The organism is Collinsella aerofaciens, from assembly GCF_040910265.1.
Lineage (GTDB): Bacteria > Actinomycetota > Coriobacteriia > Coriobacteriales > Coriobacteriaceae > Collinsella > Collinsella aerofaciens_BK.
On record NZ_JBDGAW010000008.1, the window covers coordinates 13,489 to 38,589 of the forward strand.

At 61.8% G+C, this 25,101-nt stretch carries 19 protein-coding genes; 15 read left to right on the forward strand and 4 right to left on the reverse strand.

The features are described 5' to 3' along the window. Window positions 1–23 precede the first annotated feature (23 nt). A complete protein-coding gene (locus tag AB5Z14_RS04900) occupies window positions 24–2,099 on the forward strand; it encodes an elongation factor G (protein ID WP_368130522.1) in 2,076 nt (691 codons plus the stop codon). A gap of 135 nt (window positions 2,100–2,234) precedes the next feature. Here the strand turns inward: AB5Z14_RS04900 and AB5Z14_RS04905 are convergent, their stop codons facing one another. Together AB5Z14_RS04905 and AB5Z14_RS04910 are read right to left on the reverse strand one after the other, a co-directional pair. Next, on the reverse strand, window positions 2,235–3,215 hold the full coding sequence (locus AB5Z14_RS04905) for a DNA/RNA non-specific endonuclease (RefSeq protein ID WP_368130523.1): 981 nt from the start codon (window positions 3,213–3,215) through the stop codon (window positions 2,235–2,237). Between the two features lie 119 nt (window positions 3,216–3,334). After that, window positions 3,335–4,345 carry a LacI family DNA-binding transcriptional regulator gene (locus AB5Z14_RS04910; protein ID WP_040359542.1) on the reverse strand — a complete coding sequence of 337 codons (1,011 nt, stop codon included), beginning with the start codon at window positions 4,343–4,345 and terminating at the stop codon, window positions 3,335–3,337. A 415-nt stretch (window positions 4,346–4,760) separates the two neighbouring features. Between AB5Z14_RS04910 and AB5Z14_RS04915 the strand changes: the two genes are divergently transcribed. From AB5Z14_RS04915 to AB5Z14_RS04940, 6 genes are all read left to right on the forward strand, one after another. After that, window positions 4,761–6,233, forward strand: a complete 1,473-nt coding sequence (locus tag AB5Z14_RS04915; protein ID WP_368130524.1) for a PTS fructose transporter subunit IIC — start codon at window positions 4,761–4,763, stop codon at window positions 6,231–6,233. Between the two features lie 144 nt (window positions 6,234–6,377). Next, window positions 6,378–7,652, forward strand: a complete 1,275-nt coding sequence (locus tag AB5Z14_RS04920) for a class II D-tagatose-bisphosphate aldolase non-catalytic subunit (RefSeq protein ID WP_368130525.1) — start codon at window positions 6,378–6,380, stop codon at window positions 7,650–7,652. Window positions 7,653–7,776: 124 nt separating this feature from the next. Continuing rightward, entirely contained in the window at window positions 7,777–8,460 is a 684-nt protein-coding gene (gene fsa, locus AB5Z14_RS04925; protein ID WP_368130527.1) for a fructose-6-phosphate aldolase, read from the forward strand. A gap of 64 nt (window positions 8,461–8,524) precedes the next feature. Then, on the forward strand, window positions 8,525–9,355 hold the full coding sequence (locus AB5Z14_RS04930) for a transketolase (RefSeq protein ID WP_368130528.1): 831 nt from the start codon (window positions 8,525–8,527) through the stop codon (window positions 9,353–9,355). Beyond that, window positions 9,355–10,293 carry a transketolase family protein gene (locus tag AB5Z14_RS04935; protein WP_368130529.1) on the forward strand — a complete coding sequence of 313 codons (939 nt, stop codon included), beginning with the start codon at window positions 9,355–9,357 and terminating at the stop codon, window positions 10,291–10,293. The genes AB5Z14_RS04930 and AB5Z14_RS04935 overlap by 1 nt, the downstream gene beginning before the upstream one ends. 11 nt (window positions 10,294–10,304) lie before the next feature. Further along, window positions 10,305–10,757, forward strand: a complete 453-nt coding sequence (locus AB5Z14_RS04940; protein ID WP_368130530.1) for a PTS sugar transporter subunit IIA — start codon at window positions 10,305–10,307, stop codon at window positions 10,755–10,757. Between the two features lie 307 nt (window positions 10,758–11,064). On the opposite strand, the gene larE is transcribed toward AB5Z14_RS04940, so the two are convergent. Beyond that, a complete protein-coding gene (gene larE, locus AB5Z14_RS04945; protein WP_368130531.1) occupies window positions 11,065–11,943 on the reverse strand; it encodes an ATP-dependent sacrificial sulfur transferase LarE in 879 nt (292 codons plus the stop codon). Window positions 11,944–12,108: 165 nt separating this feature from the next. On the opposite strand from larE, the gene AB5Z14_RS04950 reads away from it, so the two are divergent. The 4 genes from AB5Z14_RS04950 to AB5Z14_RS04965 all read left to right on the forward strand — a co-directional run bounded on the left by AB5Z14_RS04950 (window position 12,109) and on the right by AB5Z14_RS04965 (window position 16,975). Then, complete coding sequence (locus AB5Z14_RS04950) at window positions 12,109–12,759, forward strand: HAD family hydrolase (RefSeq protein ID WP_195535445.1); 651 nt, start codon at window positions 12,109–12,111, stop codon at window positions 12,757–12,759. Window positions 12,760–12,978: 219 nt separating this feature from the next. Beyond that, on the forward strand, window positions 12,979–14,463 hold the full coding sequence (locus tag AB5Z14_RS04955) for a rhamnulokinase (RefSeq protein WP_368130532.1): 1,485 nt from the start codon (window positions 12,979–12,981) through the stop codon (window positions 14,461–14,463). A gap of 198 nt (window positions 14,464–14,661) precedes the next feature. Next, window positions 14,662–15,492 (forward strand): rhamnulose-1-phosphate aldolase, encoded by an 831-nt coding sequence (gene rhaD / locus AB5Z14_RS04960; protein WP_368130534.1) that lies wholly within the window; start codon window positions 14,662–14,664, stop codon window positions 15,490–15,492. 55 nt (window positions 15,493–15,547) lie between these two features. After that, window positions 15,548–16,975, forward strand: coding sequence for an arabinose isomerase (locus tag AB5Z14_RS04965; RefSeq protein WP_368130535.1), 1,428 nt, complete (start codon window positions 15,548–15,550; stop codon window positions 16,973–16,975). Between the two features lie 107 nt (window positions 16,976–17,082). Here AB5Z14_RS04965 and AB5Z14_RS04970 read toward each other — a convergent pair whose 3' ends face one another. Then, complete coding sequence (locus tag AB5Z14_RS04970) at window positions 17,083–17,733, reverse strand: LacI family DNA-binding transcriptional regulator (protein WP_368130536.1); 651 nt, start codon at window positions 17,731–17,733, stop codon at window positions 17,083–17,085. Window positions 17,734–17,919: 186 nt separating this feature from the next. Between AB5Z14_RS04970 and AB5Z14_RS04975 the strand changes: the two genes are divergently transcribed. From AB5Z14_RS04975 to AB5Z14_RS04990, 4 genes are all read left to right on the forward strand, one after another. After that, a complete protein-coding gene (locus tag AB5Z14_RS04975; RefSeq protein WP_368130538.1) occupies window positions 17,920–19,173 on the forward strand; it encodes an oligogalacturonate lyase family protein in 1,254 nt (417 codons plus the stop codon). A 535-nt stretch (window positions 19,174–19,708) separates the two neighbouring features. Beyond that, the gene (locus AB5Z14_RS04980; RefSeq protein WP_368130539.1) at window positions 19,709–21,283 is read left to right on the forward strand and encodes an MFS transporter; all 1,575 of its coding nucleotides are present in this window, start codon (window positions 19,709–19,711) and stop codon (window positions 21,281–21,283) included. Window positions 21,284–21,476: 193 nt separating this feature from the next. Beyond that, window positions 21,477–23,171, forward strand: coding sequence for a polysaccharide lyase family protein (locus AB5Z14_RS04985; protein WP_368130540.1), 1,695 nt, complete (start codon window positions 21,477–21,479; stop codon window positions 23,169–23,171). Further along, window positions 23,171–25,093, forward strand: coding sequence for a GDSL-type esterase/lipase family protein (locus AB5Z14_RS04990; protein ID WP_368130541.1), 1,923 nt, complete (start codon window positions 23,171–23,173; stop codon window positions 25,091–25,093). Before AB5Z14_RS04985 ends, AB5Z14_RS04990 begins: the two co-directional genes overlap by 1 nt. The last annotated feature ends 8 nt before the right edge of the window (window positions 25,094–25,101 follow it).

The window sequence follows — 25,101 nt, forward strand, 5'->3', positions numbered from 1 at the left end:
CGCGACCCTGCAAGGAGGTCATCATGGGTGCTCCCAAGACCGGCAACGTAAGGAACGTGGTTCTCGTAGGCCAAGGCGGGGTGGGCAAGACTTCACTCGCCGAGGCCATGCTCCACCTTTCCGGTAAGACCGCCCGCCTGGGCGGCCACGACGGCACCAAGCCCACGCTCGACTATGACCCCGAAGAGGTCAAGCGTTCATTCTCCATCTCGACGACCATCGCGCCGATCGATTGGAAGGGCGCCCGCATCAACGTGCTCGATGCCCCGTGCTACCCCGATTTTATCGGCGACGCCTTTGCCGCGATGAGCGTCTGCGAGACGGCGCTGTTCGTGGTCGACGCCGAGGCCGGCCCGCAGCCCACGACGGTTAAGCTTTGGTATGCAGCCGAGGACCTGCGCCTGGCGCGTGCGGTGTTCGTGAACCGCCTGTCGCGTCCCGAGGCCAGCTTTACGACCACGATGGGCCTGCTGCAGGAGCGTTTTGGTACGCGTTTGGGTGCCGTGACCCTCCCCTGGGGCGAGGGCGAGGACTTTGACGGCATTATCGACCTGGTGCGTATGAAGGCGCGCCACTGCAACGGCGCCGAGGCAGTTGAGTCGGAGATTCCCGAGGAGTATCGTGCCCAGGCCGAGGAAGCCCACGACCATCTGTGCGAGCTGGTGGCCGAGGCCGACGATGAGCTGATGATGAAGTACCTGGAAGGCGAGGAGACACTGACGCAGGAGGAGCTTGAGGGCTTGCTGTCGAAGGCGATTGCCGAGCGCATCTTTGTGCCGGTCTTTGCGGGCGATTGCATTAAGGAGCAGGGTGTCAACTCGCTGATGGACGACATCGCGACGTACTTCCCGGCGCCGACCGACTACGGCGAGATGCCGCTTATCGACGGCGATTCGCTCAAGATTTCGAGCGACGATGACCGTCCGGTGGCGTTTGTGTTTAAGACCCTGGCCGATCCGCAGCAGGGTCGCATCAGCTTTATCAAGGTGCTGACGGGTACGCTTGAGCCGGGTCTTGAGCTGATCAACGCGCGTACCCGCAAGGGCGACCGTCTGGCTCACCTGTATGTGATGTGCGGCCGCGACATGACCGAGGTCGGTCACGCCTATGCCGGCGACATTATCGTGGCACCCAAGCTGGCGGCCGAGACGGGCGATACGCTCTCGATTACCGGCAAGGTCGAGGCTGCGGCGTTTAAGTTCCCCAACTCGCAGTATCGCATCGCTATCGAGGCCGAGAACCGCGGCGACGAGGAAAAGCTCTACACGTTTATCGAGAAGGCCTGCAAGGCCGATCCGACCATGAGCATCGATCGCGACGAGGAGACGGGTCAGACCATTATCTCTGCTGTGGGCGAGGCGCAGGTATCGGTGCTGCTCAACCGCCTGGAGGACCGCACCAAAGTCGCGGCCAAGAGCGTACCGATCCGCATCCCGTACCGCGAGACTATTCGCCGCACGGCGAGCGCTCAGGGCCGCCACAAGAAGCAGACCGGCGGCGCCGGTCAGTATGGCGACTGCTGGCTGCGCGTGGAACCGCTCACTGGGCCCGACGGTACGAGTGACGGCTATGAGTTTGTGGACGAGGTCGTGGGCGGCCGCATCCCGCGCTCGCTGATTCCCGCCGTGGACAAGGGTGTTCAGGAGACCATGAAGGACGGCATTATCGCTGGTTATCCGCTTACGGGCATCCGTGTTGCCGTGTATGACGGTTCGTATCACAGCGTCGACTCCAACGAGATGGCCTTCCGCGCGGCGGCCCGCATCGGCTTGCGCAAGGCGTGCGCCGACGCCGATCCGGTGGTGCTGGAGCCCATCGAGGAGGTCACGGTGACCATCCCCGAGAGCTATGCCGGCGCCGTGATGGGCGACATCTCAGCCTCGCGCGGTCGCGTAACGGGCATGGAGACCGACGAGCGCGGCGATACCGTGGTCATTGCCCAGGCGCCTCTTGCCGAGCTGACGGATTACTCGACACGCCTGCGTTCCATCACGCGCGGCACGGGCGACTTTACCATGAAGCCGGCTGGCTATGAGCAGGTGCCCTACGACGTTCAGGCCAAACTGGTCGAGCGCTACGAGGAGGGCCGCGCTAAGTAGCGTGTGATTTTGTCTGAACCATAAGTGCTGACAATAAGGCCGCCCTGGGTAACCGGGGCGGCCTTATTTGGTCCCTTGGGGACGGAGGAAAACGGATCATTTTTGGCTTTGGATGATGTGGCGGCGTGGTCGACTCTAATCCCCCGAAGCCTGATTGCGGCCAGTGCCGTAGTCGATCTGCACGTGCGGCTGCAAGTTATAGCAGTACACGTGGAAGCAGAGCGTCTTGCCATGGTCCTCGACCGATTGCGCCTCCAGACGAACGCCACGGCAGACAAGTTCCTCTTCGTTATACATGGGCGTGACGCGGTAGAGCACGTGGTTACCTGTCTCGCGGATATAGCCGAGAATCTGCTCCTCAAACGGCAGCATGCCCGTCTCGTTGAGATAACGCGTGCCGGTGAGGAGATTCTTGCGGTTGGCGTTTTCGCCGCAGAGCGACCAGGCGATGAGGTGGCAGCGGTTGTAGAGGCTCTGGCCTGGAATAAAGTCGTAGCGTTGCTGGCGCCAGCCGGCGGGGTGGATACGCGAGATGTCGCCGCGCTTGCCCTGTCCGAGCGACTCGGGGCCCACGCAGGCGAGCGCCTTGCGGGTGCGGCCCAGGCTGTCGAGTTTGGAGAACTTCTTAAAGCAGCCTTCCTCCGTGGCGCGCTCATATTCGTCGAGCGTAAACGAGGGCGTGCCCAGCGGGTGGGTGCTATCGGCACGCAGGGTGACGTAGGGGTTGCCCGTATAGTCGGGGATGCTGCTGAGGTATACGCCGCGGGCGCGGTTGAGGTCGGGGTTTTCGACCTCGTCGATGGGGGTGGCGGCGCTATTCGGGGCAGTGTCGCCGGTGTCGGTTGTGGTGGCCTCAGTGCCATCGCCGGTGTCCTCGCCGCCATCGGAGTCCGCGGAGCTCGCTGTTCCCGATTCGAGTCGGGCGACCAGGTCGGCCTCGTCGTCGGTGCGGCTGGGGCTCTCGTTTTGCTTTTCGGCCAGAGCCGCCGCCTGCTCATCGCTTTGCGGCGACAACAGCTTGGGCGCTCCGTCGATCGATCCCGTAAACAGCGCAAACCCCAGCACCACGGCGGTGCCGATGGAAAGTACTTGCTTGTAGGTGGACTTGCGCGACATTGAGGCTCCTGGATGGACGGCTGGGAATCTACCAGTCTAGCAGGAGCCGCCGAAGGTCGTTCTATCGAACAAATACTCAAGATTTGGGATAGACGCTACTGATTAATTTGTCCCGCGGTCTAGATCGAGGTGGAGTCGAGCCAGTTGAGCTTGCACTCGAGAATGCGCTGCTCGCCGGGTTCGCTGCTGCCGTCAAGTAGGGCGAGCAGCATCTCGGCTGCTTCGCGACCTTCCTGGTCGACGGGCTCGATGATGGTGGAGACGGTCGGTGTGGTGAGGTTGGTCCAGTCTTCGCAGTTGAGTCCCAAAAGGCCGATTTGCTGCGGAAGCAGATGGGCCATGGGCTGAAGTGCCTTGTAGACGCGGGGGAGCGCCCATTGGTTTTGGACAAAGATGAGCGTACGCTTGGCGGGATTGAACTTGAATTTAAAGTACTCGGTAAGCTCGTTGATTGACGGCTTGTTGTGGTCGATGGGAATCGCTTTGTAGAGCTGTCCGTTCGCTGCCAGTGCCTCGGCATACCCCTGAAAACGCTCCATGCGGGTGCGCATCTCGGTCATGTTGGCGGCAATGGAAAAGAAATCTTCGTAGCCGGCGTCGAGGAGTGCCTGTGTGGCGTTGTACACGCCGTCGTAAAGGTTGGTTTTGATCCAGCTGGTACCTGGGCTATAGATGGCCGCATCGAAAAAGACGACCGGCTTGCCGGCGCGTCTAATGCGGTCGTGCACGGCTTTGAAGTTTGCCGTGGGCTGGATGATAAAGCCATCGACGCCCAGCGAGAGCATCTTGTCGACGTACATTAGCTCGGTCTCGGGGTTAAAGTTGCTCGTGCAAACGACCGTCTGGTAGCCCGCGGGGAGCATGACCTGCTCCATGCCATTGAGAACGAGCCCCGCCCATTTGTTGGTGTTATCCAAAATGATGATGGCGATGACGTGGGTTTGTTTGCCGGTGAGCGTTTGCGCCTGGGCATTGGGAACGTATCCGAGTTCCTTAATGACGCGCGCGATTTTGTTCTGCGTCTTTTCGCTAAGTTTTTCTCGTTTGTCGTTGAGGTAATACGAGACGCTTGCCGTCGAGGTTCCCGCCTCTCGAGCGACGTCTGCGATCGTAACGCGCTGTTTTGCCACAGCGACTCCTTCCGACAGATGAGCATTTTCCAACATGATGACTTTGAGTCTTGGTGAGGGATACGCTTCGGTGAGCGACCCTTTCCTTTCATATGAGTATGCAACAAATGAGGTATACGGGTGGGGTCGAAATTTGTGACCGGCATGCGCATCTGCCGTCTACCGAGAAAATCAAATACTTCTTGACTTTTGAAATCGAGGGTAAAATCGCAGGATTCATTTTTGGTTAAACGCATAACTAAATCGCATAACCAACGCTCTGACCTGCGCGTTTACCGAAATAAGCTGGCATTAAGAAAAACGAGCACCTATATTGGTCTTGTCGAAAAGACAGCAAGTCCAAACGGCAGGGGATGCTCCGGAGGCCTCCGCAAACGGTGTCTTGCGCACGCAACTCTATGAAAAGAGGGAAGCAATGAAGATCGTAGGCGTTGCCGCCTGTACCGTGGGTATCGCCCACACGTATATGGCCCAGAAGGCGATTCAGGATGAATGCGCCGCCCGTGGCATCGAGTGCAAAGTTGAGGCTCAGGGTGGTCTGGGTATCGAGAACGAGCTGACGCAGGAAGACGTGGATTCCGCCGACCTGGTGCTCGAGTCCGTCGACGTGGGTGTCGAGAACGAGGACCGTTTTGAGCAGAAGATGGCCGAGGGCAAGTTCCTGAAGGTCGGTACCTCGGATGTGATCGCCGATCCGGTAAAGATTATCGACCAGGCCGTTGAAATCATCAAGGCGACGGGCGGCGCCGTTGACGCGCCCAAGGCCGAGGCCAAGGCAGAGAAGAAGGCCGTCTCCGCTGCCCCGCAGGCCCCGACACCGGCGTCCAAGCAGTCCATCTTTGCCGATCCTGGCAAGACACTGCTCAATGCATTCAATACCGGCGTTTCCTATTTTATCCCCATTGTCGTTATCGGCGGCGTGTTCCTTGCCTTCTCGCTGGCATCCGGCACCGCCGGCGCCAATGGTATGGAGGTCACGAACCCGCTGATGGTGAGCCTTAACACCATCGGTATGGCCGGCATCTCCATGATGATCCCGGTGCTTGCGGCATATATCTCCTACTCGATGGCCGGCAAGCCCGCGCTCGCCCCTGGTTTTGTCTTGGGCTATCTGGTCAACAACGCGGTCGTTACCCCTAGCGGCAACAGCGTTTCGACTGGTTTCCTGGGCGCCATGATCATGGCGGTCATTTGTGGCTACTTTGTTCGCTGGATGAAGACCTGGAAGGTCAACAACACCATCCAGACCATCATGCCCATCCTGATCATCCCGATCCTGACCTCGCTTGTTCTGGGCATGGCCTATATCTACATCCTGGCCACGCCGCTTGGCTTTGTGATGGACTGGCTTACCAGCGTGCTCGGCAGCCTGCAGGGCGGTTCCGCCGTTGTCCTGGGTCTGGTCATTGGCGTTATGACCGCCTTCGACATGGGTGGCCCCATCAACAAGACCGCCTCGACCTTCACCATGGCCATCATGGCCTCCGGTATCTACGGTCCTAACGGTATGTTCCGCGTCGCCGTCGCCGTTCCCCCGATCGCCTGTGGCCTCGCTGCGCTCATCGCCAAGAACAAGTTCGATGACGCTGACCGCCAGATGGGCATCTCCGCGCTGTTCATGGGCTGCATCGGTATTACCGAGGGCGCTATCCCCTTCGCGGTCAAGGACCTCGGTCACACCCTGCCCGGCATTTGCATCGGCTCTGCCGTGGGTGCGGCACTTGCCGCCTTCCAGGGCATCGACTGCTACGTCCCGCACGGTGGCTTTATCGTCGCCCTTGCCACCAACAACGTCGCGCTGTTCTGCCTGGACATCGTGATTGGCGCCGTGGTCGCCGCCGCAATCCTGATTGCCATGAAGCCCACGCTCGATAAGCAGGCCAAGTAAACCTTTAAGGACTCTGGTTGTGCGGAGGGATGGATTTGACTCCGCACAACCGCTCCTACACAACAAAATCCATCTGCACTGATAGGGCCCGTATCTGGGTCCCAGGGAACTTTTGTCAATAAACCTCTGGAGAAGGAGAACAAAATGTCCAATCTCACCATCCGTCAGGCCGTTCAAGGCATGCTCAAGCTGCAGGACAGCGGCGATCACGCAACTATGGTCGGCATTGGCCCCATGAGCCCCAATCTGATCCAGGCCGTGTTCGAGCTTGCCCGCGACGAGGACTTCCCGCCCATGTTCATCGCCAGCCGCAACCAGGTCGATATGGACGAGATGGGCGCCGGCTACGTGAACGGTTGGGACCAGACGCGCTTCGCCGCCGACATCAAGAAGGTTGCCGACGAGGTTGGCTACACCGGTCCGTACTACCTGTGCCGCGACCACGGCGGTCCGTGGCAGCGCGACGAGGAGCGCAACGCCCACCTGCCCGAGGATGAGGCCATGGAGCTTGCTCGCAAGTCCTTTGTCGCCGACATGGAGGCCGGCTTCGACCTGCTGATGGTGGATCCGACCAAGGACCCCTATCAGATCGGTAAGGTTATCCCGCTCGACGTGGTGCTTCGCCGCACGATCGATCTTATCGACTACCTTGAGCAGTACCGTCGCGAGCATAACCTGCCCGAGGTCGCCTATGAGGTCGGTACCGAGGAGACCAATGGCGGCCTGACCTCCACCGACAAGTACGAGGAGTTTATCTCTCAGCTGCAGCCCGAGCTCGAGAAGCGCGGATGCCCCATGCCCACCTTCATCGTCGGTCAGACCGGTACCCTTACCCGCTGGACGGAGCAGGTTGGCCACTACAACTTCAAGAACGCTCGCGAGCTTGCCGATATGGCCAAGCGCTACGGCGTGGGCCTGAAGGAGCACAACGCCGACTACCTGGACGACGCGACGCTGCTCGAGCACATCCCGGCACACGTGACCGCCTCCAACGTCGCTCCGCAGTATGGCACCGAGGAGACCCGCGCCTACCTCAAGCTCTGCGCCACCGAGCAGATCCTGGTCGACAACGGTCTGTGCGATGACCCCTCCGACCTGTACCACACCCTGCTGGTCAAGGCCATCAAGACCGAGCGCTGGCGCAAGTGGATGACTGGCGACGACGTCAACCTGCAGGTCGACGACATCCTTGCCGACGATGAGCTCAGCCTGAAGATCCTGGATGTTTCCGGTCACTATGCGTTCAATGACCCCGAGGTCAAGGAGCAGGTCGAGAAGCTCTATCGTAACCTCGCCACTCAGGACATCGACGGCAAGCGCTTTGTGGTCGAGCACATCAAGCGTCCGATCAAGCAGTATGTCGTGGGCCTGAATCTTAAGGGCGTCACGACCCGCATCGAGGCCGCTCTTGCCGAGTAAGTAGCTTTTCCTACGCGACGCCGGGCCTGGGGCAAGTCCCAGCTGCAGGCCCAGCACATGGGACAAAGGGGCAGTTCCTTTGTCCCATTCTTTTGAGTTTTAGATTCCTTTGAAGGGGTTCACCATGAAGTTCTTTATCGATACCGCCAACCTGGACGAGATCGCCGAGGCCAAGAGCTGGGGTTGCCTGGCCGGTGTTACCACCAACCCGTCCCTGTACGCCAAGACCGGCGGCAAGCTTGCCGACTTTGAGCCTCATATGCTCAAGATCGCCGAGCTCTGCGAGGGCCTGCCCGTTTCCGCCGAGTCTACCGCTACTACGGCCGAGGGCATGATCGAGGAGGGCAAGCGCCTTGCCGCCCTCGCCCCCAACATCGTGGTCAAGCTTCCCGTGTGCGAGGCCGGCCTCGCCGCCTGCCGTGCACTGGCCGATGCCGGTGTGCGCGTCAACATGACGCTCGTCTTCTCGCCCACGCAGGCCCTTATGGCCGCTAGCGCCGGCGCTCGTTACATCAGCCCGTTCGTCGGTCGTTTCGACGACATCGCCGAGGACGGTATCTCGCAGCTCGACAACGTCGTGACCTGCATTAAGAACTACGACTGGACGGGCAAGAATGTCGACGACACCGTCGAGATCATCACCGCTTCGGTCCGTACGCCCAACCACGTGACCCAGGCGGCTCTCCTTGGTGCCGACATCGCGACCGTGCCCATGGCGGCTCTTAAGAAGTGCCTGCACCATCCCCTGACCGATCAGGGCCTCGCGAGCTTTGAGGCCGACTGGCAGAAGGTCGTCAGCGCCCAGTAACGATGGTTTCGCCTGCCCGGCATTTGTCCATGCCGGGCAGGCGCGCTCAAGAGAGGAAATCCCCATGACCAATCAGGAGCTGGCGAAGGTCGCCAATGAGGTCAGGAAGGGCGTCGTCACTGGCGTGCACGCCGCCAAGTCGGGACACCCGGGCGGATCGCTTGGCGCTGCCGACATCATGACCTATCTCTATTTTGCAGAGATGGATGTCGACCCGGCGGATCCCCGCCGCGCCGACCGCGATCGCTTCGTGCTTTCTAAGGGCCACTGCGCCCCCGCCCTCTACGCCGTGCTTGCCGAGCGCGGATTCTTTGGCAAGGAAGAACTCGAGACGCTCCGTCATATCGGCAGCCGCCTGCAGGGTCACCCCAATATGAACGACACCCCGGGCGTCGACATGTCCACCGGCTCGCTCGGCCAGGGCATTTCCGCTGCGGTTGGAATGGCCCTTGCCGCCAAGCATTGGGGCGACAGCTACCGTGTCTACACGCTGCTGGGCGATGGCGAGTGCGAGGAAGGACAGGTGTGGGAAGCGGCCATGTTTGCCGGTAACCATGCGCTCGACAACCTCGTGGCGGTCGTCGACCACAACGGCTTGCAGATTGACGGAACGATCGACGAGGTTAACTCGGCGATGCCGCTCGCAGATAAGTTCCGCGCCTTTAAGTGGTATGTGATTGAGCTGGCCGATGGCAACGACATGGAGCAGATTGCGGCTGCTTTCGCCGAGGCTCGCGAGGTGAGCGGCGCGCCTGTGGCCATCATCGCCGAGACGGTGAAGGGCAAGGGCGTCTCCTTTATGGAGAACCAGGTGGGCTGGCATGGCAAGGCGCCCAATGACGAGCAGTTCGAGCAGGCTATGGCCGAGCTCACGGCAGCAGGGGAGGAGCTCTAATGGCAGAGGTCAAAAAAGTCGCCACGCGCGTAAGCTACGGCGAGGCGCTTGTCGAGCTGGGCAACGAGCGCGATGACTTCGTGGTTCTCGATGCCGACCTGGCGGCCGCCACGCAGACCGGCAAGTTTAAGGCCGCCCATCCCGAGCGCTTCTATGATGCCGGCATCGCCGAGAGCAACCTGATGGGCCTTGCCGCCGGCATCGCGACCACGGGCCGCGTCGCCTTCGCGAGCACCTTTGCCATGTTTGCCGCCGGTCGCGCCTACGAACAGGTCCGCAACTCCATCGGCTACCCGCACCTCAACGTCAAGATCGGCGCTACTCATGCCGGCATTTCGGTGGGCGAGGACGGCGCCACGCACCAGTGCTGCGAGGATATCGCACTCATGCGCACGATTCCGGGTATGACGGTGGTCGTTCCCGCCGACGACGTCGAGGCTCGTGCCTGTGTGCGCGCCGCCTATGAGTTTGAGGGCCCGGTTTACATGCGCTTCGGCCGCCTGGCAACACCGGTCATCAACGATCACGAGGACTATGAGTTCAAGATTGGTCGCGGCGTGGTCGTGCGCGAGGGGTCCGATGTGACCATCATCGCTTGTGGCCTTATGGTCGCCGAGGCGCTTGAGGCTGCCGAGGCGCTCGCTGCCGATGGTATCGATGCCGAGGTCATCAACATGCACACGATCAAGCCGCTCGATGAGCGCCTGGTGGTTGCCAGCGCCAAGAAGACTGGTCGCGTGGTCACCGCCGAGGAGCATTCGATTATCGGTGGTCTTGGCGAGGCTGTGGCCTCGGTGCTCGCGGAGCAGTATCCGGTGCCGATGCGACGCGTCGGCGTGCGCGATGTGTATGGCGAGTCCGGCCCTGCGGTCGATTTGCTGCACAAGTACGGTTTGGACGCCGACGGTATCGAAGCTGCGGTCAGGTCTGTGTTGTAAGGAAGGTTTCCATGGGATTTGTATCTGCCAACCAAGTGACGATAGGGTATACCGCCGCCTCGCGCGAGGACGCCCTGCATTATTTGTCCGAGCAGGCTGTCGAACTTGGCTTTGCCGATGACGCGTCTGCCGTAGAGGCCGCCTTTATCGCTCGCGAAAATGAGGCCGAGACCGGTCTTGTCGCTGGCTTTGCCGTTCCGCATGCCAAGAGCGATGCGATTCATACGCCGGGCGTGGCCGTGCTCAAGTTGACCGAGCCTGTTGAGTGGCCAAGCTTTGATGGCGTGCCGGTCGACGTGGCGCTCGCGCTGTATGTTCCTGCGGGCGAGGCTGGAACCACGCATCTGCGCCTGCTTTCCAAAGCAGCCGTGATGCTGATGGACGCCGGCTTCCGCGACAAAGTGCGCGAAAGCACCGATCCTGTCGAGATTGCCGAGCTCATCAACGCCGGCCTCGAGGGCTAGAACGGTCTTTCCGTTCAATCAATCGATCCTTCTCCAAGGAAAAGGGCCGCGACGCCGTATGGGTGTCACGGCCCTATTTGCGTTTCCCCAGATAAAACCTGCCAAAATAAACCTGTCCCTTATTGACAGGTCAGTTAACGCAGTCCAGGTTGAGCATATGCGAGCGAGCGGGCTCCGGGTGCGGTAAGGTGACGTGAAACAAGCGGGCGCTGACCTTTTGGTCGCGCCCGTGAAGTTGAACGTCAGATTGTCGTGCCCGGGGCCTGCGCAGCGCCGAGCAGTTACGCCGTTTGTAAAACGGCGTAACCTAAAGGTTCATGTTGCCGTGGATGTAGGGGGTGACCTCGGGGGAGATGTCGTTGCAGCCTAGACTGCGTAGGGCCGACTCGATGGCGGCGGGCAGCGGGGTTTTGCCCTCGGCATCGACCGCGGCGCCACCGAGGGCGGCGATTTTGGCGACGTCGGACGGGGCGGCCTCGATATGCATGCAGCCGCCGACCAAGCGTGCGCGGACCTGCGAAAGGTCAAGGTCGTGCAGGTAATCCTCGCAGGCGCGGATCAGGTCGACCTTCTCGCGCGTAAGCTTCTCGCCCGTGGGGATGCGCGTGGCAAGGCAGGCGCCGGCGGGTAGGTTCCAAACGGGATAGCCCCATGCGCGCAGCAGCTCGCGCTCCTCGTCCTTGGTAAAACCGACCTCCATAAGAGGCGAGCGTACGCCGAGTTCCTCAGCAGCGCGCATGCCGGGGCGGTAATCGCCACGGTCGCTTGCGTTGCTGCCGTCGATGACGGTGGGGAAACCCAGTGACTTGGCGTGGTTGACGATGGCGGTGAAGCCGGCGCGCTTGCAGTGATAGCAGCGGTCGGCGTCGTTGCAGGCAACCTGCGGAAGTTGGAGCTGGTCAACCGAAAGATTAAGCACCGGAAGCTTAAAATGCGGGCCCTCATCGGCTTGTCCGTCAACAGATCGCTCAAACGAAGCCTGCTCGGGCGTGCCGATGAACGGCGTGGTGAGATGGACGAGAAGGGTGTTAGCGGGCATGATGCGGGAGCAAACGGCAGCCAAAAAGCTGCTGTCGACGCCGCCGGAAAAGCCGATGGCGACGCGTCCATATGCCAAAAGCAGCTCTTCGAGTGCTGCGAGTTTGTTCTGAAGCTCCTCTGCGGGTGCGGTGGTGTCTGAAAGCATGAAACGTTCCTTACAGTTAAAAGCTCGGACGAAACTATAATCCTACCGAGCCGCTCGCCATAAGACATCTATCTATGTAACGAAAGTGCAATATGTATATACGTTATATACAAGTTTGTAAAGTGCGGTAGAGTAGCGGCAATGCAAGCCGATGGGGGGACCGAAATGATCAAGGCTGTCATTTTTGATATGGACGGAACGCTCGTGGACACCGAGCGCTTGGGTATTAAGGCGTGGAAAGCGGGTGCCGTTGAGCTGGGACTCGCGATTGATGAGGCGCTGATTCATCAGTTTATTGGTCGCACGCTGCCCGATGTCATGGGCATTCTCGAGGAGCATTACGGCAGCCACGAAACTGCCGACGCGCTCTATGTTCGCCACAAGGAGATTCGCGACGAGATGGTCAAGACCGAGCTGGAGCTTAAGGCCGGCGCTGCCGAGTGCCTGGACGATCTTTTGGCTGCGGGCTATCACGTGGGCCTTGCGACGTCTTCGCGCCACGTTACCGCCGAGCGCAACCTTAAGGCGTTCGGTCTCTTTGACAAGTTTGAGACCGTGACTTGCGGCGAGGACGTCGTGCACGGCAAGCCCGATCCCGAGATGTATCTGCTTGCCTGCAAGCGCGCGGGCTTTGCCCCCGAGGAGTGCGCCGTGGTCGAGGATTCGCGCAACGGCTGCGTCTCGGGTATCACGGCGGGCTGCCATGTCTTTGCCGTGCCCGATATCGTCCCGCTGCCGCAGGACGTGGTGGACGGTTGCGACGCCGTGCTCGACACGCTGTTCGATCTGACGGCGGCGGTCAAGGCCGTGCGCTAGCGCTGGCATACCATCTATTTCAATTTCATTTTAAAAGGCGGTCGTCCGCGTTATGCGGGCGGCCGCCTCTCTGTCTGTGTGGAAGATTCTGACCCAGAACTACCGTTCACCGGCTAGAAACAACCGCTCGCCGGACTGAAATTGACTCATATTGAAATTGAAACGATTCAAATAATAATGAAAACCGTAAATGAACCGCTTCAAAAAAGGGGAAAGCACATGGAGAGTCGCATCGAGTCCAAGCATTACGCAGCGGTCGATATCGGTGCTTCGAGCGGTCGTGTTCTTGCCGGCTGGGTCGAGGACGGCAAGATGTCCTACCAGGAGGTCTACCGCTTCGTTAACGAGCAAAAGCGCGTTAACGGACACGATTGCTGGGATGTCGAGGCCCTGTTCGACCACGTTGTCGCAGGCCTGCGTGCCGTTAAGGACCAGACCGGACAGGCTCCTGCCACCATCGGCATCGATACCTGGGGCGTCGACTTTGTGCTGCTCGACGAGCATAACGAGATCGTCGGCGACACGGTCGCCTATCGCGACGCCCGCACCGATGGCCTCTACGAGGTTGCCGACCAGATTATGGACCCGGCCGAGGTCTATGCGCGCACCGGTATTCAGCGTCAGCCCTTCAATACCCTCTATCAGCTGCTTGCCCTTAAGAATGAGCATTCCGAGCAGCTCGAGGCCGCACGCACCTTCCTGATGATTCCGGATTACCTCAACTGGCGTCTGACCGGCATCAAGGCCAACGAGTACACCAACGCAAGCACCACCGGCATGCTCGATGCCGAGAAGGGCACGTGGGACACCGAGATCCTCTCGCGCTTTGGCATCCCCCAGGGCATCTTCCTGGAGCCTACCATGCCCGGCGCGGTGCTCGGCGAGATCACGGCCGACATTTCCGAGAAGATCGGCTACTCCGCAACCGTCGTGCTGCCCGCCACGCACGACACCGGTTCCGCCTTTTTGGCCGTGCCCGCCAAGGACGACAACGCCGTCTATATCTCGAGCGGCACGTGGAGCCTGCTGGGCGTCGAGAACCAGCACGCCATTACCAATGAGCTCGCCCGCAAGCAGAACTTCACCAACGAGGGTGGCTATCTCAAGCGCTACCGCTTCCTCAAGAACATCATGGGCTTGTGGATGAACCAGTCCGTACGTCGCGAGGTCAACGGCGTCGACTACGTCGAGGGCAAGACCTCGCACAAGGCGCTCATGGACCACAAGGTCGGTTTTGACGAGCTCCGCACGCTCTGCCGCGAGGCCGAGCCCTTCGAGTCCTACGTCGATGTCGACGACGACTGCTTCTTGGCTCCCGATTCCATGATCCAGGAGATCAAGCGCGCTTGCGCCGAGGGCGGAGAGCCTGTCCCGCACACCGTGGGCGAGATTATGCGCACCAATTACTGCAGTCTGTCCCGTTCGTATGCCAAGGCCATCGAAGGCCTGCGCGAGCTTTCGGGTCACGATTACACGAGCATCAATATCGTGGGCGGCGGCTGCCAGGATTACTACCTCAACCAGATGACGGCCGACACCTGCGGGCTTCCCGTGTTCGCCGGCCCCATCGAGGGTACCTGTATCGGCAACTTTATCGTGCAGATGATCGCCGGCGGCGACTTTACCGACCTAGCCGATGCCCGCGCCTGCGTTGCCCGCTCCTTCGATGTTAAGCGCATCGACCCCAAGGGCACCCAGGCCTAACCGAGAGGGGAGATACGCCCCTCGTTACGTACCTACTCCCAGCCCCGCGGACGGCAATTGACTCCTGCTGTACACGAGCGGCTCTCTCCGATGACATACGGCGCGGAGGCCCTACACGACACCATGCTCCGCGCCGCCGTCAATCGGCTTATCACGTTTTTTCAATTGGGCCTGCGGGCCCCGGAGAGGAGAAAAACAATGGCAATGGAAGATCTGGCGTTCATCAAGGGCTTTTGCCGCCTGTGCGACGATGGCTTTAAGCAGGGCTGGCATGAGCGCAACGGTGGAAACCTCACCTATCGCATGACCGATGAGGAGGTCGCCGAGGCCAAGCCGTTCTTTGAGGAGCCCCGCGAGTGGGTCAAGATGGGCGTGCGCGGCGAGAACCTCGCCGGCCAGTACTTCGTGAGCACCGGCTCGGGCAAGTACATGCGCAACGTCCTGGAGGATCCGCATGCCAACATCGGCATCGTCGAGATCAACGAGACCGGCGACGCGTTCCGCATCGTCTGGGGCCTTGCCAATGGCGCCCGTCCGACCAGTGAGTTCGAGAGCCACTACATGAACCACTGCGTGGCTGCCGCCCGTACCGATGGCGCCGACCGCGTGATCTATCACGCTCACACCCCCGGCATCATCGAGATGTCCTTCGTGGTGCCGCTGGAGGATCGCGCCTTCACGCGCATCCTGTGGCAGATGATGACCGAGTGCGTCGTCGTCTTCCCGACCGGCGTGGGCGTTGTGCCCTGGATGGTCCCGGGTGGCCCGGCCATCGCCGAGGCGAGCTCAGAGCTCATGAAGACCTACGACACCATCGTCTGGGCTCACCACGGTCTGTTCGCGGCCGGCCCTGACTTCGATACGACCTTTGGCCTGGCGCACACCGTCGAGAAGGCCGCCGAGATCTACCTGGCCGCACGTGCTGCCAACGGTGGCTCGGACGACTTCCTCAACAAGATTAGCGACAAGGGCCTCAAGGACACCTGCCACGACTTCAATATCGCCATTAACGAAGCATTCGTTGACTAACAGGTAAGAAGTCCCGCCTGCTTGCAATCATTACCTTTTCTCATTGGAGGAAATCATGCTCGTTAATACCAAGGCCAAGGTTGGCGTTTTCTCGATCGCCCTCGGCGCCTATCTTCCGCAGTTCCCGCAGCTCGTTCCCAATTTTGAGCAGCAGTACGAGGACTTTAAGGCCACGCTGCCCACGACCGTCGAGCTTATCGACGGCGGTATGGTGACCACCAAGGAGCAGGCTCAGGTCGCGGGCGACAAGTTCCGTGCCGAGGATGTCGACCTGGTCATCCTGCAGATGCTCACCTATGCCACGAGCTACAACGTGCTGCCGGTCGTGCGTGACCTGGACGTGCCCGTCGTCGTGGTCAACGTGCAGAAGAAGGCTCAGCCCGATTACGCCAACACCGATATTCCCACGTGGCTGGGCGACCTGTACGCCTGCGGCGCCCCCGGCGAGGTCGTGGCCGACCTTAACCGCGCCGGCAAGCGTCACGCCGTGGTGACCGGCGTCGTCGAGGGTGGCGACCCGGCTGTGGCCGAGCAGCTCGAGCAGTGGTGCCGCGCCGCTCAGGTCCGCCGTCGCCTGCGTCGCACCAACATCGCCCAGATCGGCCGTCCGTACCCGGGCATGATGGACCTCTACATCGACGAGACCAACCTGTACAACCGTCTGGGCCTCTACACCAAGCAGTTCGACTGGGAGAAAATGTGGGCTATCGCCGACAACATCGACGACCAGGCTGCCGTGGACGCCAAGGCCGCCGAGATTCTCGACACCTTTGACGTCGAGGGCGGCGCCAAGGTTTCCGACGAGCCCATCCAGGAGATGGCCAAGTACGTCGTCGCCTTTGAGCAGTGGGTTAAGGACGAGGAGATCGGTCTGGTCGCCAGCCACTACGACGGCTACGCCAAGGGTCAGGCCGGCGTGCTCGACTCCATGCTCATCCCGGCGTTCTCTATGCTCATCAAGCAGGGCACGAGCTGTGCCGTCGAGGGCGATATGAAGGTCGCCATCGCCATGAGCATCCTCAAGACCATCTCTGGCACCGGTCAGCTCTCCGAGATGTACTCCATCGACTTTCCCGAGGACATTGTCATCATCGGCCACTCCGGCTCCGGCGACGCCGACATCTCGACTGCCAAGAAGCCGACACTCAAGGTCGTGCCCGTGTTCCACGGCAAGACCGGTGGCGGCTACCTCACCCAGTTTTACCCCGGCCACGGCACCATCACCTTCTTGGGCATCACTCAGGACGGCGACGGCAACTTTAAGTTTGTGGTTGCCGAGGGCGAGAACGTCGACGGCCCGATCTTTACCTTCGGCGACACCAACATGCGTATGAAGTTCTCGATCGGCGCCCGTGAGTTCATGGACCGCTGGAATGAGACCGGCCCGACCCACCACATGGCCGCCTGCCTGGGAAGCCAGACCGACACGATCCTCAAGGTCGCCAAGATCCTGAACGTGCCTGTGGATGTCGTCTGCCGCTAACTGACAGACGTGCGGGTTTAGTTCCGTCCGCACCGAGAGCTGTATAGCCACACGCTTAGCGCCCGACAGGCCTTATGACCTATCGGGCGCTTTGTCTGTTTACCCGGTTATGTGCAATGTTGGAAGCCCGGGCGTGGACGGTGTTGGGTTAAGCGGATGGGGGGGGGGGGGAGCCTGTCCAGGATCTGATCGAGATCTGCGTCGATGGGAAGGATGGCAGTGGGGACGACGGTATCCACGGGGTCGCCGTCTGCTTCGAATCCGACGAGCAGTGCGGCGATGATATCGTGCGGGCCAAAGGGGCTGGGCGCGGCGGCGAGGTCCTTCACCTTCGCGACCCTGTTCGGCTGGACGATGAGGGCTTCGCTTCCGCGTGCGTGGCACGCATCCACCGTGCGCGAGAGCAGCGATGCGACGCCTGGCTCGGCGATATCGCGAACGACGATGCCGACGCACGGAGATGCCCCGTGGCCTCGTGACAGGGCGCTCGCCGCTGCGTTCGGCCGGTAGCCGGTGAGGGCGATGGCCTTTTTGATGCGGGCTTTGGTAGGATTGGACAGCAGGTTCGTCTGGCCGTTGATGTAGCGGGAGACCGTGGTCTTCGAGACGCCGGCTGCCGTCGCGACGTCGGTTATGGTGGCATGTTCCCGTTTCATGGCGGGCAACCTCTTTTCCGGACGTTGATGGCGGGCCTGCTCCTGCAGCCCGTTCCTTCGAACTGTCGGATTCCATGATAGTCGGTCGATGGGCGCCGGCATCGCGTGCGCTCCGTCGGCGGGCGTAGGCGAGCGGCAACGGTTGGCCTGCAACGATTGAAACCGGTTCCATTCTTAGGGAGTTCCATGCCGTTTGCCGAGGCGGATGAGACGGGGCGCTGGGCAGGGAAATTGTATTGCGGGATATTCATCGAACTATGAACAATTTGAGGAAGCGAGGGAGTACCGATGTCATCGGTGATTGGAAAGATCGTCCGCGGCGAGTTCACGCCGCATAAAGATATCGAGACGGATGCCCAGGTTCTGCGCCTTACGTGCGGGACCCATACCTGCCACCACATCTATCCGACGATGCGTTCGACGACGAGCGACGGGATGTTCTTGCTGCACTTTCGAGAGCTCGGGCGGCGGCGTCAACTCTATGCGATGAATCTGGAGACGGGCGACTCGCTCCAGCTGACCAGCGGCCGCGATGTGGACGATTACCATGCGGCGTTCTCATGCGATGACCGCCATATCTTCTTCCTTCAGGCAAACACCATCTGGAAGATGGACGCGCTCAACCTGATACGCGAGGAGCTCTACCGGCCCCGGGGCGATTGGAAGGTCCGCGAGTTCAACTTTACCGATGACGACCGCTATATGGTGACCTGTGAGGTCTTGGCGGGGGGCTATGAGGTGTCCCTGTCGGGTTTGACCGACTGGAGCACCTTCGCCCTCGATTCGCTCCGCGCGCCGCGCAACCGCATCGTACTGATCGATCTGCAGAGCGGCGAAGCGTCCGTGCTCGTCGATGAGGAGTGCTGGCTCGGCCGGCCCTGTTTTCGCCCGGGCGACCCGACTACGATCATGTACTGCCATGAGGGTCCATACGACATGATCGATGCGCGGATGTGGCTCGTCCAAAGCGATGGCACCGGCAAGCGCTGCTGTCGCTCGCAGGACAACGACACCGTCCTCACTTCGGAATTCTGGTTTCCCGATGGGTCGGAGTTGGGTTTTCTCTGCTGGCGTCCGCATTCGGACGAAGCCGAGGAGCTCCATGCCATCGATCCGGTGACACTCGAGGAGCGAACCGTCTGCACATGCCCGGCCTATGCGCATTGCGCGGTGGGTCCAAACGGGAAACTGATCGTGGGCGATGCCCTCTCGACCAACGATCCCGTGCATATCCATGCCTCGGCCGTATCGGGACGCGTCTCGGCATTCGGGGAGGATGACGATTTCATCTACCTGTCCGATCTTGGGACGGGGGAGGCCATCAGACTGTGCCACCACGGGTCCTCGTATCTGCCAAAGTACGGAAGGGTGTTCGACTCGGAGCCGCACCCGGTCTTCTCGCGCGATGGCCGCTCGATCATCTACGTCTCGGATGCCGAGGGACGTCCGAGTATCTACCGGGTCAAGCTGGCGCGCTTCCTGTGGGAGCGCGCGGCGAAGCGCGACGAGTCCTACGCCTATGGGATCACGGCGACGTTCTAGCCGGTCGCGGTTGGGCCCGGTCGAACGGCCGGCGGCTTGGGAAGCATGGGGCGGGTTCGTCTGAATGGGATCGTTCCCATATCTGTTTGACCGAGAAAACGGGACGGCGATGGGTGGCTTGCTGTTGCGTAGTGTCTACAACATAGAGTCCATGCGAGGAGATAAACCGGTTTATTCACCACCCACCCCTTACATCGCCTCGGGCGTCTCCCTGTCGCAGGGCGTCAACTTCGCCTTCGGTATCGCGTTCGTGCTGCTCTTCATGTGGGTAAACAACAAGGTCGGCGCGCCGCGCACGACCGTTCGCGGCCGTTTAGCGGTCCGTGCGGTTTATGGGAACGGTTACATTGCCGGTCACGGAGTGAAACGCTTCATACATGGAAGGGTCCGTTCTACGCCTGCGAGTCCACCATATAGTAAAGCCGTCAGATAAACCGGTTGACTACTGGGTTGCACTGGGAGGTGCCCCAGCGGGTGGGGACGGTGGGCTCGGCCTGTGCCCGACTATCCGGGCTTTCCAAGGAGGGAATACGGTATGGCAAATAAAACGGTAACGGACCTCAAGGGCAAGTTGCCCTGGCAGGCCAAGCTCGGATATGGCGGCATCGGCCTCCATACGATGGGCACCGTCATGTTCTCGACGTGGCAGATGTACTTCTACACGACGTTCGCAGGTCTCGACATCCTGGCTGCCGGCACCATCGCCTCGGTCGGCACCATCCTCGCGGCCTTCACGGCGCCGGTCTGGGGTTACATCTCCGACCGACTCTACGCCACCAAGATCGGTCGTAAGTATGGGCGTCGTCGCCTGACGCTTGCCATCTCGCTGCCGGGCCTCTTCTTCAACCTCGCGCAGTTCGTCCCTGGCCTGCCCGCACTGGCCTATGGCATCACCAACTGCCTGGCCATCATGCTCACGGCCGGCATCTCGACGGTCCAGTACGTGCTTCCGTCCGAGATGAGCTCCAACCAGCAGGAGCGCGCCCAGCTCGTCGGTATCAACCAGATCACCGTGGCTGTGGCCAACATCATCGTCTCCATCACCAGCACCCTGCTGTTCAGCGTGTGGGGCCAGGACCACTGGACGACGTTCTTTTGGATGCTGCTCATCTACAGCGCCGCTTCGGTCGTCGTCCTGATCGTCACCATCTGCACCATTCGCGAGCGTCCGTTCGACGAGACCACCGACCTCGCCCAGGCCGACTCGAACACCGGCTCGGGTGACGAGAAGGTGCCGCTGCTCAAGCGTATCCCGCTCATCGTCTGGAACTACGTGTCCGCCTTCTCCGTCAAGGAGTTCCGCAACTATCTCGGTATGTACCTGTGCCAGGCCCTGTTCCGTTCGGTCCGCGGCGCCATCCTCACCTACTTCCTGATCTTCGTGCTCGGGCTGCAGGCATCCGACGTCTCCATCTCCCAGGGCGTGAGCTTCGCTTTCGGCATCCTGCTCGTCGGCTTCTTCATGTGGCTCAACTCCAAGATTGGCGGCACGAACTCCTACCGCTTGGGTGCCCTCGAGACCATCGTGGTGTTCCTGCTCATGTTCGCCCTCGCCAAGTTCCACACTTCGATCGGCCGTGCCGGCACCGTCACCCTGTGGATCGTTCTCACGCTGGCGCTCAACTTTGGTATCACCGGCGTCGTGAACGCCTGCGACCTGCACTTCTCGTTCATGCCCGACGTCGACGAGATCCTCACCGGCAAGCGCCGCGAGGCCCAGTACGCCTCCATCAACTCGACGATCGACAACATCTTCTACTCCATCGAGAAGATCGCCATCGCCGCGGTCCTGGCCGGTGTGGGCTTCGTCGAGAACGCCACCAGCCAGCCTGAGCCCGTGGTAAACGCACTCACGATCATCTTCTGCTTCGTCCCGATCGCGCTGTGCTTCGTCGGTCTGTTCTTTAGCTTCCGCGTAAAGCTGAACGACGACAACCGCAAGATCCTGAGCGCCGAGATCGAGCGTCTGCGCAACGGCGGCTCCAAGGACGACGTGACCCCCGAGGCCAAGGAGGTCGTCGAGACCCTCACCGGTTGGAAGTACGAGCACTGCTGGGGTAACAACCGTGTGGTGAACTTCACCAGGCGGATTGAGAACCCCGCGAAGTAAGTTAGATTCCCCTTACGCGCGGGACGGCTGCTCCCCAAGCCGTCCCGCGCCTCCGTCGTCCGTGTGGAGCTGCCCGGCGACAATAGGTTGCATGCGCGTCTCGGCGCATCATGGGTGCACCGAGACGCGCATGCAACGTGCTGCCGTGCTTTACGGCCGGCATGTATCCGCTTTTGTATGGAAAGGACCAGTCATGGCATCGCTTGCGATCGAGGGAAACGCCTGCACCATCGAGAACGACCTTTTAGCGGTGAGGTTCTCGGAGGACGGGAAGGCGACGTCCGTGGTATATGACGGACGCGAGCTGCTCAAGAACCTCTCCGGCGCGGCGGGCGACCCCGATCGCGAACATTGCTTCTACTGCGACTACCATGTGAACGGCAAGACGCGCAATCTCGTCCCCACGCGGCTCGAGGTGATCGAGGACACGCCGGAGCGCGTGCACGTGGCCTATGTCGATGATGAGAGCGCGCTCAAGCTCGCCTACCATCTCGTCGTGCTCGAGGGCGAGCCGGCGGTCTACGGCTATGTGGTCGCGGCTTGCGATGAGTCCGAAGTCACGATCAACGAGCTGCGCACGGTCTATCGGTTTGACTCGAGCCTGTTCCTCACGGGGTACACGGGCCGCAGGCAGGGGTTGCAACCTCAAGCCGAATACATGGCCGCGGTGGGCGAGAAGCTGCAAGACGAGACGTTTCGCTTTGCCGACGCCTGCCGCTACACCAACTCCGACGTCTACTCGAAATACGATTATGCGGGCTATTTTGCCGACAACGATCTGTGGGGCCAGTACTCCGGCGATCGCACGGATGACGAGTGGGGTGCCTGGTTCATCCCGCTCGACAAGAGCTGTTACCCCGGCGGGCCGCTCAAGCAGGAACTGCTCGTGCACTATGACGGCATCATCCTGAACTACATGACGGGCGCCCACTTTGGAACCGGCGACTTCGACGTGCCCGAGGGATGGCGAAAACTCTACGGCCCGTGGTGTGTCTACTTCAACCATGGATGCGGTGTCGTCGCGGACGCTCAGAAGCGTGCCGCGGCTGAGCGCGCCGCGCTGCCCGCTGCGTGGCTGCCCGATTCCGAGCTTTACACGAGCTCCTATGCGAGCCTCTCCGGAACGCTTGCCCTCGCGACGCCCGTCGAGCACCCGCGCGGATTGACGGTGGTGGCGGCGAGCGAGCCCGGCGATTATTTCGAGCAGAAGGCCGGCCGCATCTATTACGCGACGGCGGAGGACGGTCGCTTCGAGCTCTCCCGGATGCAGCCCGGCCGCTATTGGCTGCACGCCCGTCTCAACGCGACGTCAGACGAGCATGAGTATGACCTTGGATGCTTTGAGGTCGCTCCTGGGGAGGCCCGTGAGCTGGGCGTGCTCTCGGTCGACAACCGCCCGCTGCCCGTGGTCTGGCAGCTTGGCTATGCCACGGGGACCACGGAGCCGTTTACCTTTTGGGATCAGCCGCGCAACTATGTGTGGATGAACATGACGCCCAAGAATCTGACGTGGCGCGCCGGGTCGGATGACACTTGGTGCTACCTGCAGCGCGCCGGGGGCACCTGGTCCATCACGTTCCCGCGTCCTGTGGACGGGGCCGACCGATACGTGCTCACGGTGTGCCTGGCGGGCGCCACGGCCGGCACCATGGTCTCGGGCCGCGCGGACGTGGGATTCGCGGTGTCCTTGAACGGCGCGCTGCTGCGCGACTGCTCCTTCGAGAACGATCGCGCCGCATACCGCTCGTCGGTGACGGGCGGACACGGGCAGACGGTGCGCGTCGAGATCCCGGCGGCCGATCTGGCCGACGACAACACCGTATCCTTCGAGACGACCGGTTACGTGATGTATGACATGGTCAAGCTCGAGGCGGAGGTCGATGCGTGATGAACGCCGGGAAATTGCCGAGCGGCTACGAGGCCGTCGGGCGCTCCTTTGGCGAGGATTTTGGCTGGAGCGAGGGGATTTTTTCCGACCGCGCCGTGACGGACGAGCTTGTTCCGGAGGAGCGCGGCCCGCGCGGCGGTGTCGTGCTGAGGACGCGCCGTTGGGTCGAGGACTCACCGTCGCTCGATGGGACGCAGGCGACCGTCGGCACTTATGATCGCGTGGAGGGCACGCTCGTGCGTTGCCCGTCGCGCGCCGTGAACGTCGAGGTGCGGGCGTGTCTGGCATCGGCTGACGGGAATGCGCAGACCGGCAGTCTGATGGTCGATGGCTTTGCGGTCGCGTCGTGCACGGTTCCCGCGGAGGGAGTCGTCGAGGTCGAGGCCACGGCGCCGCTCACGCGCCGCGCCTGTGAGGTGACCTGGGCTCCGGAGCTCGGTCCGTCCGCTGGAGACGCTGTGTCCTCCCCCGTGCGCGATGAGGCCGCGGCGGTCGTCGAGCTCGTCTCCCTCTCGGTCGAGGAGCGCCCGCGCGAGATGGCGGGGGAGCGTACGGTCTTTATCGCCTCGGACTCGCTTGCGCAGACGTATACGGATGCGGTGCGCCCTCAGGCGGGCTGGGGCGAATACCTCGCCCGCTATCTTGGGATCGAACCCTGCTTGGTCGAGCATGACGCACGGTTTGGCTATGCGGCAGCGACGCGCTACACGGGCGGGGACGGCACGCGGTCCGTGGTCAACGCGGCCATGGCTGCGCGGAGCGCGCGTTCCTTCATCGCCGAGGGAAAACTCGGACAGGTGCTTTCGCTCCTGGGGCCCGGGGACGTGCTGCTGATCCAGTTTGGGGCGAACGACGCGACGCGAGCCCGTCCCCTGCGCTATTCATCGCCAGCGGAGTTCATGGCCTTCCTTGAGCGCTACATCGACAGTGCCCGCGACCGTGGGGCGATTCCGGTGGTCGTGACGCCGCCGCCCCGCTATCGCTTCGATGCCGCGGGTGCGCCGCTTGCCGATTTCGTCCCGTATGCCGAGGCCGAGCGCGAGCTCTGCCGCCGCACGGGTACGCCTTGCATCGATCTTGCGGCTGAGGGCGCCCGGGTGCTTTCCGAGCTCGGTCCCCAGCACGCCCGCGCCCTGTATCTCAAGCTCTCGGCGGGACAGTATCCCGCCTATCCCGAGGGCGTGGACGACTCGACGCATCTCTCGCAGCTCGGTGCGCGCGTCTTCGCTCGCATCGTCGCGAAGGGGGTCTCCGGGTCCGCCGATGGGTTTGAATTCCACGACGAGGAGGCCCCGGCGGCGTTGGAGGCCCCGCGTCATCTTGCCGCCCGCTCGCACGACGACGGGGATGACCCGTGTCTCGACCTCTCTTGGGAGGGCGTCCCGGGTGCCGCGTTCTATACGGTCGCGCGTCGCGGGGGCGATGCGGGATGCGTTGTGGTGCTCGAGCCCCGTTTTCGCGACCAGGTCGAGCCGGGCCGCCCCGATGCGGTGACGTATGAGGTCCAGGCTTGGCGCGGGCGGCTCTCGGGCCCGGCCGCCGTGATCGAGGCGGTGCATGCGTTTGCGGCGGAGGGTCGTGACCGCGCCCGTCATATCGTGGGCGTCGACCTTTACGAAGTCGATGCCGCGAACATCGCCGACAGCATCGGCTTCTCGGTCCGCTTCCGCGCGCTTGCCGGGGTGTCGGGCTACCGCGTGCTCGCACGAAACGCGCAGACCGGCCAACGTCTGGTGCTGGGGCGGATCGCAGTCGACGAGGTCGACGGGCTGCACGGCTATCGGGTTACCCGCGAGCCGGGCTGGCGCATCTTCGTGGAGGGCGACGGAAAGGACGGTCTGTGCACTTCCGACGAGATTGAGCTGCCGTGGGCCCCGCCCGATGCCGAGCATGCCCGCGCGAGCTGGGAGGTTCCCTTTTAACGGATGGT

Coding starts and splice junctions, on each gene's coding strand:
- AB5Z14_RS04985 (WP_368130540.1), top strand. CDS start 21,477: ATGGCATCGCTTGCGATCGAGGGAAACGCCTGCACCATCGAGAACGAC.
- AB5Z14_RS04950 (WP_195535445.1), top strand. CDS start 12,109: ATGATCAAGGCTGTCATTTTTGATATGGACGGAACGCTCGTGGACACC.
- AB5Z14_RS04920 (WP_368130525.1), top strand. CDS start 6,378: ATGTCCAATCTCACCATCCGTCAGGCCGTTCAAGGCATGCTCAAGCTG.
- AB5Z14_RS04930 (WP_368130528.1), top strand. CDS start 8,525: ATGACCAATCAGGAGCTGGCGAAGGTCGCCAATGAGGTCAGGAAGGGC.
- AB5Z14_RS04900 (WP_368130522.1), top strand. CDS start 24: ATGGGTGCTCCCAAGACCGGCAACGTAAGGAACGTGGTTCTCGTAGGC.
- AB5Z14_RS04935 (WP_368130529.1), top strand. CDS start 9,355: ATGGCAGAGGTCAAAAAAGTCGCCACGCGCGTAAGCTACGGCGAGGCG.
- AB5Z14_RS04955 (WP_368130532.1), top strand. CDS start 12,979: ATGGAGAGTCGCATCGAGTCCAAGCATTACGCAGCGGTCGATATCGGT.
- AB5Z14_RS04980 (WP_368130539.1), top strand. CDS start 19,709: ATGGCAAATAAAACGGTAACGGACCTCAAGGGCAAGTTGCCCTGGCAG.
- AB5Z14_RS04970 (WP_368130536.1), bottom strand. CDS start 17,733: ATGCCGGCGCCCATCGACCGACTATCATGGAATCCGACAGTTCGAAGG.
- rhaD (WP_368130534.1), top strand. CDS start 14,662: ATGGCAATGGAAGATCTGGCGTTCATCAAGGGCTTTTGCCGCCTGTGC.
- fsa (WP_368130527.1), top strand. CDS start 7,777: ATGAAGTTCTTTATCGATACCGCCAACCTGGACGAGATCGCCGAGGCC.
- AB5Z14_RS04975 (WP_368130538.1), top strand. CDS start 17,920: ATGTCATCGGTGATTGGAAAGATCGTCCGCGGCGAGTTCACGCCGCAT.
- AB5Z14_RS04940 (WP_368130530.1), top strand. CDS start 10,305: ATGGGATTTGTATCTGCCAACCAAGTGACGATAGGGTATACCGCCGCC.
- AB5Z14_RS04990 (WP_368130541.1), top strand. CDS start 23,171: ATGAACGCCGGGAAATTGCCGAGCGGCTACGAGGCCGTCGGGCGCTCC.
- AB5Z14_RS04915 (WP_368130524.1), top strand. CDS start 4,761: ATGAAGATCGTAGGCGTTGCCGCCTGTACCGTGGGTATCGCCCACACG.
- larE (WP_368130531.1), bottom strand. CDS start 11,943: ATGCTTTCAGACACCACCGCACCCGCAGAGGAGCTTCAGAACAAACTC.
- AB5Z14_RS04905 (WP_368130523.1), bottom strand. CDS start 3,215: ATGTCGCGCAAGTCCACCTACAAGCAAGTACTTTCCATCGGCACCGCC.
- AB5Z14_RS04965 (WP_368130535.1), top strand. CDS start 15,548: ATGCTCGTTAATACCAAGGCCAAGGTTGGCGTTTTCTCGATCGCCCTC.